Raw genomic sequence first — 12,175 nt, 5'->3', positions numbered from 1 at the left:
GATGAATAGCTTTATTCTTTAATTCTAAATTGAATTTTGACACAAAAAAACTGCACCTCCAATCGTTAGATGGTGTCTAACAATTGGGGTGCAGTTCAGGTAAGGCTGCTTTTTGCAATGCATTATTTGTTTTTGGCTACGTGTAGCAGTTCGGGAACCGTGACGAACGTGTAGCCTGCTGCTTTAAGCTTACTAATTAACGGTCCAATTGCTTGCACGGTACCAGATAGATCTTGGGTGTCTGCGCCTCCAGAATGCTGGAGAATAATGGAGCCAGGCTTTGTTTGTTGCATGATATTGTGGAGGACCTGATCAGAACTCAGTGATTTCCAATCGAGGGAATCGACATTCCAGTTCACAATTAAATAGTGATGATCCGCAAACCATTTGACCTGCTCTTCGTTAATTGCACCATAAGGGGGACGAATTAACTTAGGGGCGTAGCCAATGAGGTTCTGCAAAATGGTTTCTGTACTCTCAATTTGGTTTTGAAATTTATCCACAGAGAGCTTAGGTAAATTCTCATGGCTGTATGAGTGGTTGCCGATTACATGCCCCTCATTCACGATTCGCTTGATGACGTCGGGATGCGTGTTAGCCATGGCACCAAGTACGAAGAAGGTTGCTTTCACTTGATTTGCTTTTAAGGCATCAAGTACCTTCGGGGTAAACCGTGTATCGGGTCCATCGTCAAAGGTTAACGCGACTTTCTTCTCTTGACTCGAGCCGCGGAGCTTGAACGTGTTGGGGTATTTAACAACTAGCTGTGACAGAGTAAGCTTTTTCTGAGAAGTCCTTATTTGGCCTTGATTTTTTTGAACGGGCAGGGAAGGTCGTTTAGAGGCCTCAGGTTGTACAACTGACCTTTTCGGGTTAATCTTAGGCTTCGAATTAGGTGTCAACGTAGGACTTGGTGAAAGTGAATGACTTGGAGCTCGTGTGGGTGCTGTTGGCACCGCAGAAGCAGAGGGCGAACTGGCAGGCGGCAACATACTCAATCGTTTGGAACCGGAAGCATCTGTAACGAAAGGGGACTCCGCAAAGTCCCTAATAGCCTCCAGGGATGTCTGAGTGACATCTGGAGTAGAATGTTGGGTTGAGTTCTGATCTTGAAAAGGCTTCGTTAAAGGCGCACCGCAGCTAGTTACAAGCAGACAAACGATGCTAAAGGACCAAAGCCGCTTGGTCATGGCAATCCCCTCCGAGCATTATGACTATGCTCTAGGTTTTGTAAGGGAAGGTGAAATTATCCCGTACAAAAAACGGAAACTGATTGTTCTATACTGGGGCTGCGGAATAGGGACGGTCTATGAAATAATTTTTTGAAACGTAACAATATCTAAAAATTGCCCCCATTTGAAGCCTACCTCTCGAAAGTGAGCACATTGTTGGTAGCCATTTCGGGTGAACATGTGGATGCTAGCTGCATTATCCGCACAAACCGTTGCGATTAAGGAATGGAAGTCGCGTTCCTTCGCGATCGCTTCTACATATTGAATAGAGGCAGAGCCGATTCCTTTGCCGACGCATGCAGGATGAAGATAGATTGTAACCTCACCCGTTGTATCATAGGCTTGTTTTTTCTTATGGGGCATGATTTGAACATAGCCTTGCATTTTCTCATCAAGCAGAATTACATAGGTCTGATAACGCGAGTTATTGTGGACAACACTTTCTGTGAACTCGGGTAATGCAACAGGCTCCGTATGGAATGAATAAGTTGAATGCATAACGAAATGATTGTAAATATCCATCAAAAATGGAATATCTGGCGTCTCTAATGGCTTGAATGATAGGGTAGACATGACATTGCACCTCGCTGAGTTTAGAGAAGTATCTTCAACTGGAGAAGCTAATCTCCTTCTTCAAAATGACATTTTCAAATAGACATTCCGTCCTAATCCATGTATCTTAGATAATATATCTACTAGAACTAGGGGGAGTCGCATGTCGGGCAATTCAAGTTATATTCTCGTGATCGTTATTGGTGTTATCGTACTCGCTGGCCTGACTTACATGAATCTTCGCAAAATCAGCAAATCCACAGCAGATTTGACTCAACTTAAGAAAAGAACACTTCTCTGGAGCGAAATCTCCCTTGCATTGTTCGTTGTGCAATTGTTTTTCCGTGATCGTAACGGCGGATTCTTATTGTTCTTCGGTATACTCACGCTATTCACAGGAGCGCATTACCTAGGGGTCTTATATTATTCACGCAAAAGAAACCGATAAAAGTGAAGAGGCTCTCCACGTAGACCGGCTACGGAGGGGAGCCTCTATTTTATTGTCAAAATCTACACGCCAGCAGGAACGTTCTAGTCGTTCCAATTCGTCGGCTTTGTCTTTGTCGGCGTTTTCCATTTCTGGTACCATTTCTTCTTCTGCTTCTGTCCCATTAATGTTCGCAACTGCAGCATCACAAGCTTGGCCCGGTCTTCATCGGCATACTTGTCACGCAGATTCTCAAATACAGGCTGATCTTTCATGGCTGACCTTCTTTTCTGACTGTAGGATGAATGTGAAAAATAGAGAATGTATGTTCTTGTTTTTGATTATAGCATAAAATGGAAGGCATGATCAAGTCATCAAGTGCTCAGGAAATTAAATAAAGCAGCCTTATTCCTCTTGGGATAGGCTGCTTTTAAGTAGTTGAAGAATAAAATAAACAATTGACGTCCTAGGTATATGTACCTATAATTTTTGGATGAAAGAGGAAATAGTCATCAGGGGGATACACGATGAAATATGGGGGAAAGTTTAGTCTCTTGATAGTTGTTTTTTTAGCCGCGGGGATATTGAGCGCCTGTTCGAACGACAAGATTACTAAAGAGGCATCTAACGAAACAACACAACAAGTAACAGATAACGATCTTGAAGGAAGAAAGGAAGCAGAACAAGCTCTTAAGCATGCCGTTGGTCTGAATTGGAACTGGAACGATATGAGAGTTATCAGAACTGATTATGGTGATTATCTTGCATGTGCGGATAAAATTGGTCCAATGATTGTATATGATAAGGCGGAGAGACAAGTATATGCCCTTAACGGACAAGCCAAAGGTAGGCTGAAATTGCCAGTGAGAAATACACAGCTGGATTCAGATTATTTAAATGCTTGTTTACAAGAAGGCGGTGACAAGAAGACAGAGATTAAAAAGGATTCAATACCCTTAATAGAAGCAATAAAAAGTGCTGATCCAAATAAAGTCAAACAGGTATTGAATGACAAACCTAATATCAATATTTTGGACTCAGCTGGAAAGACCGCTCTACATTACGCTCTGGATCTCCCGCCAGTAAACCGAAGTAATATTGTAAAGATGTTAGTTGATGCCGGAGCCGACTCTAATTTGAATGGGCCAGGTGCAATCCCAGCATTGTCAATGGCAGCTACCAAAAATGATATCCCAATCATGAACATGTTAATTACTGCTGGTGCGGACGTGAAAAAGGGGGATTGGGATGATGCTCCTCCATTCATATATGCAGCAGCCAATAATGCGAGAGAGGCCGTCGATCTTCTTTTAAACAAAGGAGAGAGTGTAAATAGAGCAGATAAAAATGGTTTGTATCCAGTTGATCATGCATGGATTACCGGTCAATCTGAGATGGCAAATTACCTCCGGAGTTTAGGTGGTAAAAGTGCATTGGATCAAGTGAAGACTAAAGAAGACGCTCAGAAACTAATGAAACAGGCAGAAGTGGAAGCAACGCAAAACTTTTTAGAGCTACAGGTGTTTTATAATAATATTTTTTGCACGAAGTTGATGTTGAAGGCTGGTTTTCCAGTTAACTCCGTTATGAATCAAACGCTGCCAGACCTCGCAAAAAATGGACGTATCGAAATGATGGAAGCCTTGTTGGAAGCAGGGGCAAATCCAAATATAGTTGTCGATGGAAGGACAGCAATGGATGAAGCTGCAAAAAAAAGTGATAATATAGCCATTCAACTTCTTACCAAGTACAGGGAGAATCAAAATAAGCCGAAATCGAGTAATGCTCCTACTACTGTTGATAAACAGACGGTGCCAGTAACTCAGGAAAAAAACGTCCCTAAAGAACCAGTTGTTCTACCTGGGAAAATACAAGACGAATTACCTGACGGTGTGTTGAAACCGGGCTCAAAAGGTCCTGAAGTACAAGTGTTACAAGAAGTGCTAATCGAACTTGGAGAATCTATTCCTAGTGGAGCAGATGGTAAATACGGAAGAGAAACAACAGAAGCACTTAAGTCGTTTCAGAAAAAAAATAATCTTACAGCAGATGGGGTTTACGGGCCTTCATCAAAAAATATCCTCGATAAATTACTAATCGAACAACGTGATTAAACTTCTCAGGCTGCAAACAGCAGCCAATTACGAACTGAGGGACGGATACTTTTCTTCGAATAGAGTTGTATGTTGTACTCCATTCGTAAAATGGCTCAAAGCCTTGCTGCAACTAAGGAAATGCAATATGGTCGGGTGTATCACAATATAAGATATGGTGTGCATGAATGGATAAATTTCCCTCACGATTTATAGCTGTGTATAATGAAACAGAAGACCATTACAATGAGGTGATAATAATGATTCAAGTTAAAGTGTTTTCTAGCTCGAATAAGATGCTTGTTCAAGATGATGCAAACAAATTCTTGGCGGGACTGCCAGAATCAGCTGTTATCGATGTTAAGTTCTCCTCTTCAGATGGGTCTTTTGATATTTTAGTTACTTATAAAGCTTAAGATGTGTTGGAAGCACCAAGCACCTAAAAAGGTGCTTCTTTTATTTTATTTCGTGAGTTTTTTATAACAAATTTGTTAATCTGGATCGCTTGCATGAAAATCACTTAGATAAGCCGAAGGGTACCCAACGCAGGGCAATGACAAACGTCGATGGGCCTAGTGTGAAGGAGGGTGTAATTATGCGGGATCCGCATTTTGAATTGAAAAATCGTTATGTAATCCTCGAGGGAGAAAGTACTTGGAGAGGTGTTTGTAATAAATGAGCGATACATCGCAACGCTTAAGAAAGTACGCAGAGGTATAGCTGCAGGAAGACAGTATAACGCATGACACGGTATGTGGGTATCGTCTCTTCGATAGTGTTGGACGAGTACGCTGAAATAGAAGGCGAAGAAGACGATCCACATAAATACCTTACTACGAGGAGTCATGTCTTTCTACAGTAATGAGTACTGAGGTTCGATTTTCCTCTTCCATCTGCTGAACAATCTCGAGTAAATAAATGGCAGCACTATAGTTTGCCTGATCAATGAATTCGCGGATGAGTTCAATAACGTCTTGCTTAGATACTAAATAGTATAGCTGCAAAGGACCACATCCCTGAACAAGTACTTACAAAATAATTTATGCAAAACATTCATCCGGGGTATAGGCATCGGCTGACTAAAATTTATGCTGGATTCATTGTATTGGACGAATACGATGAAAAGAAGACGAGGAGAACGAGCCGCTTAAATAAAGAGGAATCGAATATGAAATGGAAGCAAGAGCTTTTATGGGTTAAACGGAACGAGCAAGGTGTGGCACTGAGAGTTGAGGAAGAACTGCAACCGGGTCTACCGGCAGATCAGTTTGAGGATGAGGACGAAGCTGGCCGGGTAAACACTTCAACTGAGAAATTTGCGATATTTGCCATCCTATATCGTTATTTCGAACTCATTCAAATTATTAAACCCACATTGCAACAAGCAGAAGAGGCGATCCAATTGTTATGCCACTTTTGTGGCGCTTCGGATGAAGATGATTTATTGGAAGGTGCGGAACCACAACTTATTTAAACTTACACGGAATTGAAAATCTAAAATTCTACAAGTAGCTATTTAGAAATAGAAAGATCCCTCGGCTCCTAGCAAGACCACGGAGAATCAAACATATGTTCCCCATGCCTATATTAACACACTGCGGGGGTGTGAGGGAATGGAAAACCACGATATATCTGATGGATACAAGCAAACGGCACCCATGTTGAGAAAGTTGGCTGCAGATAAAACCGGTATGATCAAAGAGATTGAGCAGCATGAGAATGATAAATGTTTGGAAAGTATTCTTGGTAAACAAGATGAGCTCTCAATACTGCAGGCGGACAGGGCGAATCATTAATGAGATGATTGCAGATTGTGATTGGACGATTGAATGGTTGGACAGTGGACGCAGGCCTGGGAATAAACGGGGCATTGAACGGCGTGCTGCGTATCAGCGTGAGAAACTAATGGATCCGGTCCGTATGCAGGCGTATATCTCGCAGAGTTCTGCAGGCAGTCCAGCGAACCTTTCTGATTGGCAGAGGTTTCAGATTGACGATGCTTTGTCCAGACTAAGTGAAAGGGAACGCGAGTGTTATGTGCTGGCGCATGGAGAATGTTTTTCTTTTAGTGAGATTGCTGGGATGCTGGGGGTGAGCAAAGGAAGTGTTGAAGTTTAAGTGATGCGAGCTCAAAAGAAAATATCGGATGATTTGCAGAATAGCCTATTCCATGTGGGATAGGTTTAAATTTACTTGTTTTATGGAGATTCAAAAAGCCGAAGCAATAATCGTTCGGCTTTTCCATGAAAGTTAAAAACTCAGTCTTAAACATTATTCGATTAATCTGGAGGTTGGGTTCTGGGCTCGCCGTAAACAGAACGACTATAGTAACTAAATTAGGTTCATATAAAGGATACAGTCTTGAATATTAAGGGTTCACAGCGACACCTCTTGGTTGAATTCCTACTCCAACTGTAGCTACAACCGTATTTGTTATTCCGTTAATGACTGAGACACTATTGCTGACGTTGTTCGCTACATAAATCGCGTTTGTAAATGGATTGACAGCAACACCTGTTGGAGCTGACCCCACACCAGAAGAAGCTACAACCGTATTCGTAGCCCCATCTATAACGGAGACAGTGTTGCTGCCAAAGTTCGCTACGTAAATACGGTTCGTGATAGGATTGACAGTGACGCCACGCGGCAATAATCCAACTGGAATGTTCGTAATTACGCTATTTGTAAATCCGTTAATAACGGTGACGGTGTTGCTGCCTTCATTTGTCACATAAATTCGATTAACAGAAGTAGGGATAGTAGGGCCCGCAGGTCCTGTTGCACCAGTAGCACCAGCAGCACCAGTAGCTCATGTCGGTCCAGTAGAACCAGTAGCACCTGTGGCACCAGTAGCTCACGTCGGTCCTGTCGCTCCCGTTGCACCGGTAACGCCAGTAGCACCCATAGCACCCATAGCTCCTGTTGCTCCTGTTGGACCTGTAGCACCTTTCGGACATTTCGGGCATTTCGGATTTTTAGGAAATTCGATCTTTATTTCTCCACCTTTGTACAGTTTAATTTCAATTTCCTTGACTTGGTTCCAATCGATTAGTGATAAAAAATCGTTAAGTTCAGAAATTCTTTGAATAGGGCCATCGCCTTTGTCAAATTTCAATTTGTATTCAGTACCATTAAAGTACTCGATTTCAATTTTTTTGATATTCATAATTCCTATGATTCCTATTAAATTCATTAACTTAGCAAGTCTATTCAAAGACCTTACACCCCCTTATTATTCTAAAATGGAAACTTTAACTAGTTCCAAATATTACATGTGTACAAACTCTTACTGCATGGACGAAACAATTAGATTCGGAGATTGATTTTCTAACGACTAGAATAAATAGTTAAAAACCCACCAAAGAATAGAAGGTGGGTTAAACTTTGTAATTTAGGTTTTATCATGCAGATACTTTGTCCAGGCTTAGTGACCGGGAGCGCATGGGGGAACAGTCTATTCCTTTTGTTATTTCGTGAAATTACCGGAAAACTGCTTCACAACCTCTTGTACTTCCCCTAGTTTTTCTGGTTTCAGCAAACTAATCATTTTTGGTACGAAATGCATAATGTCTTCTTGTGAAAAAGTACCTTCTTCTTGTTTTTTGAAGTTTAGTAAAAGAATTTCTTTTGCCTCTTCCTCTTTACCTTCTTGAACCCTGTCCAAAATAAATCTTAGGAACTTTTCTTGACCTTCCTTGTCCATGGTGAATGCCTCCTAAATTATAGGTGAGAACACCTTTCAATATCGGAGTTAGTATAACATCTTTTAGGGTTACGTCAAAAACTTCGTGACCACCAAAAGCGTTTTACCGAATACCAAGGAGCAAGAGTTAATGCCATATTTATTTTATAGAGATGTGGTTCTCTTTTTTGTCGTACGAAAACCACAATATTGTAAAGGGTTCATTTCAAATAATGCTAGTCTTTATCCCAAATCCGACATTACTCAAGGAGGTACTAATTTGAGAATCGAAACTATACAAATTGAACAAATAAAGGCCAACGCCTGAAACCCTAATGAAATGGACGATCATATCTACCGATCGTTAGTGGAAAGCATTCGAAAACACGGCGTACTGCAGCCGATCTTGGTCCGAAGCGATATGACTATAGTGAAAGGGGAGAAACGTTGGAGAGCAGCCCAAGAAGCCGGCCTTACAGAACTTATTTGCGTGATAGTGGAATCAACTGAGGAAGAAGCAAAGCTCTTAACAATCAGCTTAAGCCATTTACGTGGTAGGACAAACGAGGAGCTGCTAGCCTCACTACTCGAGGAGCTCTCCGGATTCTTTACGCTAGAGGACATTTCATTACAGACTGGTTTTCAAATGGACGAGCTGAATTCATTGATACTTGGTTTAAACTCGGATACTGAGCTTGGTACTCCGGTCCAGGAGGATGATATCAATGTTCAACGTGCATTGGATGAGATCAAAGAGCCCGAGACTCGTTACGGCGATGTGTGGCAGCTTGGTAGGCATTTCTTGGTGTGTGGTGATACAACTAAGCTGCAAAAGCGGGTTAAGGCGGCGCTTGTGGTTACTGACCCGCCGTAAAACGTTGCTGTTGAGAGTGATTCAGCCAAGTTGGCCGCTGATGGTCGCGGGACTATAATGAACGACGATATGCCCGCAGAGGAGTTTGCGGGCTTTTTAAATTCCGTATTTTCTTGCTATTCGGAAGTTATGAACCCAAAGGTAGCCCCATTTATGTATTTCATCCTTCATCGTATCAGCGGAAGTTTGAGGATGCAATGAAGCCGCCGGTATTATGGTTAGGTCGCAGTGCATTTGGTCTAAGAACGCTGCTTCCTTTGGCTGGTCGCAGTATCGCTACAAGTATGAGCCAGTGTTCTATGGTCATTTGAAGGGTAAGTCTCCGGCTTGGTATGGGGATCGCAAGCAGACAACCATCTGGAAGGCTGGCCTTCCTCTGGAGCAACCGGAGCCTGAGACGATTTGGGAAGTGTCCCGAGGTGACGTCACCAAGTATGTTCATCCAACACAAAAGCCGCTGGAGCTATCGGCTATTCCGATCGGAAACAGCAGCCAGCGAGAGTATATTGTCTTAAACTTCTTTGGGGGCAGCGGATCCACGATGATGACTTGTGATCAGATGGATAGAACGTGCAGAACGTTGGAGTTGGATCCGGTGTTTTGTGATGTTATTAAGAAGTGGTTCTATGAGTGGACGGGGATTGAGCCAGTTCTTTTAATTCAAGTTGAATGTGCGTAATATCCGTGCTAAACATTGAAATAACTGGCAGTAATGCATACTAATTTGAATTGAAGTTTTCATGAGTGTAGCCCGACAATATCCAAAATATGATAATATAAAATATGAATGTAATTAATTCAACATAGGGGGCTAAGATGTGTTGTATCGGGTATTTTTGATATTCGTGGTTTTTACGGTTATGCTACTCAATATTTATACCCAAACGAGTTATGCCAATGCAGGGGAAAGTTCGGTCGGAGTAAAGATTCAATTGACCTTAAACGATGTAACGGCTACAGTAAATGGGCAGAAAATGACTCTCTCTACACCGCCTGTATTGCTAAATAATACGACTTTGGTTCCTCTCCGTTTTATTGCAGATGCATTGAAGGCGGATTTGACTTGGCATTCGGAAGATCAATCCATCGCTCTCAAATATGGAGATCATTCCATAAAACTGTCCATCAATAGTAAAATTGTCAGTGTCGATAATCAAATCAAGTCGTTGGATCAGCCTGCCGTTATCATGAATAGCACTACGCTAGTTCCGTTACGATTGATTGCTGAAAGTCTAAATCAAACGGTCAGTTACAATGAGAAAACGAAATCCATCCTTATTACTACGCCTCATCCGAAAGTTACGGATATACGTGTCGACAATTTAAATAGGGCATGGGAAATGGGATTTGATTATGATAGGAGTACTGAACATCCGAATATGAATGTGATCAGTATGGCCTCTGATCATCACAATCTGATCTACATTTTAGAAAGAAATGGATTTGAAACGAGTTTTATCCTTCGTGTATATAATGAAGTATCGGGTGAAACGAAAGTGGTGTACAACGGTTTCGATCAGAGCTTTAATTTTGACTATACGGTTCCGAAAATTGGAAATCGGAATTTTGAAGCCAAATATGTCCTCTCACCGCGCAAACTTGTATATGATTCTAATTTGGATAAGCTTTATTTACTGGCTTCCAGTAATTATTTAAATGATGAATATTCTGTGTCTACCGTAATTTATGAGCTTGCACCAAAAGTTCGAATGATGACATATACGATCGGGAAAATGACTCATCATCCGGGAAACTTTATAGTGACTCCCGATGGCCAGCGGTTTTACTTTAGCGATATTGTTAATGAGAAGATATACATGGCAGAAGCGGGTAAGCAAGCAAAGGCCTTCATGTCTTTTACTCCTGATAAGGAAAATGTGAAACTGGCGGCTGTAGTAAATGAGGGTAAAATGTTTGTTCTGGATGTGTCCAAGCGAACGATTTTTGAATTGCAGGAATCAGCAAATCTTAAATATGTAGCTCCGATAGACATAAAAGAAGAAATTCAGAGGGTATATGAAGATAACGGAACTTTCTATGTTGAAGGGGAACGTCAGATTTGGGAAACGATGGTAACTGGGGAAACCCATCCTTATGTTGGTTTGAAAGATGTGGCTGCCTATAACGCCGGTCTCTATCTTCCCAAGACCAATACGTATGATGCAGGTAATTATGACCATTATTTTAATGAGTCTGGAAAGTTGCTAGGATTTAGCGTTTTTGCAATCAATGAACACGGAAATGTGGTGATGTATGACGGGGCGAATAACCTGCTGAGAAGAATCAACATTTATAAGCAATAGGATGAATCCTCTAGGTGAAAACAGCCGCGATCCACGATTAAAGATGCTTTGTATGGCTCAAATTGAGCGTAGAACGTTAGTTCTATCAATAATACAAACTGCCAGATCCTATTTATTAATGGGATCTTTTTTATTGTAATTAACTGCTCCTAAAATAGGATCTTATATGGTCACCAATTGGTCAAATGTCCTATAAAATAATAACGGCGGCTGCTTGCGCAGCCGCCTCATGGGAGAGGAGAAACCGGATGAAGAGCTTATGGGGAAACGTAAGCCTTCTCCGCGGTTGTCTACGACATTCTCTGATGTCGATAGTTCAAGGATGACCGCTTTACGGTAAATTTATACATCGCAGGGATAAATTTTTTGTGTCAGATTAGTGCTTGTGGTACGATAGCAAAAGAATGAACCAGAGTGAAAGGGAAACGCACAGATGAGAGTGATTTCAGGCACGGCCAAAGGCAGGTCGTTAAAGTCTGTACCAGGTACTAGTACACGACCAACAACAGATAAAGTGAAGGAAGCAATTTTCAGTATGATCGGACCTTATTTCGATGGAGGGCAGGTGCTCGATTTGTTCGCCGGCACGGGCGGGCTGGGGATTGAGGCGCTAAGCCGAGGGATGGATAAGGCAGTTTTTATTGATATTGAGAAGAAAAGCATCGACACCATTGGGCTTAATGTTGAAGCTGCTAAAGTGAAGGATCAAGTAGAAATTTACCGTACGGATGCGGCCAGAGCGTTGAAGGTATTAGCGAAGCGGGCGGAGAAGTTCCAGCTTGTATTCCTGGATCCACCGTACCGGATGAAAGGAATCGCAGAACTGATGACGACGATGGAGGAACAAGCCATTGTGGAACAGGATGCCACGATCGTGGTCGAGCACGACGCCAAAGATGTACTGCTAGAAACGATAGGTGGCTTCAAACAGCTACGTAGAGCGGACTATGGAGATACGGCAGTTACCATATTTAAACGCGACAACGCGTCCATAGGACTCAGTAATTGAAGG

At 42.0% G+C, this 12,175-nt stretch carries 17 protein-coding genes; 10 read left to right on the top strand and 7 right to left on the bottom strand.

The annotated features are described in order from the left end of the window. Positions 1-122: 122 nt before the first annotated feature. On the bottom strand, positions 123-1,190 hold the full coding sequence (locus tag ASG89_RS33990; protein WP_057315747.1) for a polysaccharide deacetylase family protein: 1,068 nt from the start codon (positions 1,188-1,190) through the stop codon (positions 123-125). 117 nt (positions 1,191-1,307) lie between these two features. Further along, positions 1,308-1,805, bottom strand: coding sequence for a GNAT family N-acetyltransferase (locus ASG89_RS33985; protein ID WP_057315746.1), 498 nt, complete (start codon positions 1,803-1,805; stop codon positions 1,308-1,310). 142 nt (positions 1,806-1,947) lie between these two features. Here ASG89_RS33985 and ASG89_RS33980 point away from each other — a divergent pair, with 142 nt between their 5' ends. Then, positions 1,948-2,232 carry a hypothetical protein gene (locus ASG89_RS33980; RefSeq protein WP_056624777.1) on the top strand — a complete coding sequence of 95 codons (285 nt, stop codon included), beginning with the start codon at positions 1,948-1,950 and terminating at the stop codon, positions 2,230-2,232. 83 nt (positions 2,233-2,315) lie between these two features. On the opposite strand, the gene ASG89_RS36905 is transcribed toward ASG89_RS33980, so the two are convergent. Next, the gene (locus ASG89_RS36905) at positions 2,316-2,486 is read right to left on the bottom strand and encodes a hypothetical protein (protein WP_157257142.1); all 171 of its coding nucleotides are present in this window, start codon (positions 2,484-2,486) and stop codon (positions 2,316-2,318) included. A 252-nt stretch (positions 2,487-2,738) separates the two neighbouring features. Here ASG89_RS36905 and ASG89_RS33975 point away from each other — a divergent pair, with 252 nt between their 5' ends. Both ASG89_RS33975 and ASG89_RS35980 read left to right on the top strand, forming a co-directional pair. Then, positions 2,739-4,325, top strand: a complete 1,587-nt coding sequence (locus ASG89_RS33975; RefSeq protein WP_057315745.1) for an ankyrin repeat domain-containing protein — start codon at positions 2,739-2,741, stop codon at positions 4,323-4,325. A gap of 239 nt (positions 4,326-4,564) precedes the next feature. Further along, positions 4,565-4,720: a sporulation protein Cse60 gene (locus tag ASG89_RS35980; protein ID WP_162259756.1), complete on the top strand. Its 156-nt coding sequence runs from the start codon at positions 4,565-4,567 to the stop codon at positions 4,718-4,720. Between the two features lie 417 nt (positions 4,721-5,137). Here the strand turns inward: ASG89_RS35980 and ASG89_RS36900 are convergent, their stop codons facing one another. Continuing rightward, on the bottom strand, positions 5,138-5,308 hold the full coding sequence (locus tag ASG89_RS36900; protein ID WP_157276910.1) for a hypothetical protein: 171 nt from the start codon (positions 5,306-5,308) through the stop codon (positions 5,138-5,140). Between the two features lie 164 nt (positions 5,309-5,472). Between ASG89_RS36900 and ASG89_RS33970 the strand changes: the two genes are divergently transcribed. The 3 genes from ASG89_RS33970 to ASG89_RS33965 all read left to right on the top strand — a co-directional run bounded on the left by ASG89_RS33970 (position 5,473) and on the right by ASG89_RS33965 (position 6,422). Further along, positions 5,473-5,778: a hypothetical protein gene (locus ASG89_RS33970; protein WP_057315744.1), complete on the top strand. Its 306-nt coding sequence runs from the start codon at positions 5,473-5,475 to the stop codon at positions 5,776-5,778. A gap of 139 nt (positions 5,779-5,917) precedes the next feature. Beyond that, on the top strand, positions 5,918-6,100 hold the full coding sequence (locus ASG89_RS37065; RefSeq protein WP_162259754.1) for a hypothetical protein: 183 nt from the start codon (positions 5,918-5,920) through the stop codon (positions 6,098-6,100). A 4-nt stretch (positions 6,101-6,104) separates the two neighbouring features. Further along, positions 6,105-6,422, top strand: a complete 318-nt coding sequence (locus ASG89_RS33965) for a sigma factor-like helix-turn-helix DNA-binding protein (RefSeq protein WP_235550029.1) — start codon at positions 6,105-6,107, stop codon at positions 6,420-6,422. Between the two features lie 250 nt (positions 6,423-6,672). On the opposite strand, the gene ASG89_RS38365 is transcribed toward ASG89_RS33965, so the two are convergent. The 3 genes from ASG89_RS38365 to ASG89_RS33950 all read right to left on the bottom strand — a co-directional run bounded on the left by ASG89_RS38365 (position 6,673) and on the right by ASG89_RS33950 (position 8,007). Next, entirely contained in the window at positions 6,673-7,035 is a 363-nt protein-coding gene (locus tag ASG89_RS38365) for a hypothetical protein (RefSeq protein ID WP_057315743.1), read from the bottom strand. A 123-nt stretch (positions 7,036-7,158) separates the two neighbouring features. Beyond that, entirely contained in the window at positions 7,159-7,518 is a 360-nt protein-coding gene (locus tag ASG89_RS38360) for a collagen-like protein (RefSeq protein ID WP_057315742.1), read from the bottom strand. Positions 7,519-7,770: 252 nt separating this feature from the next. Further along, positions 7,771-8,007 (bottom strand): hypothetical protein, encoded by a 237-nt coding sequence (locus ASG89_RS33950; RefSeq protein ID WP_057315741.1) that lies wholly within the window; start codon positions 8,005-8,007, stop codon positions 7,771-7,773. 319 nt (positions 8,008-8,326) lie between these two features. Here ASG89_RS33950 and ASG89_RS38110 point away from each other — a divergent pair, with 319 nt between their 5' ends. The 4 genes from ASG89_RS38110 (at position 8,327) to rsmD (ending at position 12,172) form a co-directional block, all read left to right on the top strand. Continuing rightward, complete coding sequence (locus ASG89_RS38110) at positions 8,327-8,860, top strand: ParB N-terminal domain-containing protein (RefSeq protein WP_235550028.1); 534 nt, start codon at positions 8,327-8,329, stop codon at positions 8,858-8,860. Between the two features lie 214 nt (positions 8,861-9,074). Continuing rightward, complete coding sequence (locus ASG89_RS38105) at positions 9,075-9,539, top strand: DNA methyltransferase (protein WP_235550027.1); 465 nt, start codon at positions 9,075-9,077, stop codon at positions 9,537-9,539. A gap of 139 nt (positions 9,540-9,678) precedes the next feature. Next, the gene (locus ASG89_RS33940) at positions 9,679-11,163 is read left to right on the top strand and encodes a copper amine oxidase N-terminal domain-containing protein (protein WP_057315740.1); all 1,485 of its coding nucleotides are present in this window, start codon (positions 9,679-9,681) and stop codon (positions 11,161-11,163) included. 433 nt (positions 11,164-11,596) lie between these two features. Next, a complete protein-coding gene (gene rsmD / locus ASG89_RS33935; protein ID WP_057315739.1) occupies positions 11,597-12,172 on the top strand; it encodes a 16S rRNA (guanine(966)-N(2))-methyltransferase RsmD in 576 nt (191 codons plus the stop codon). Positions 12,173-12,175: the final 3 nt, after the last annotated feature.

This window comes from Paenibacillus sp. Soil766 (assembly GCF_001428105.1).
In the GTDB taxonomy this organism is placed as follows: domain Bacteria; phylum Bacillota; class Bacilli; order Paenibacillales; family NBRC-103111; genus Paenibacillus_E.
This window is presented reverse-complemented; position numbering and strand designations above follow the sequence as displayed.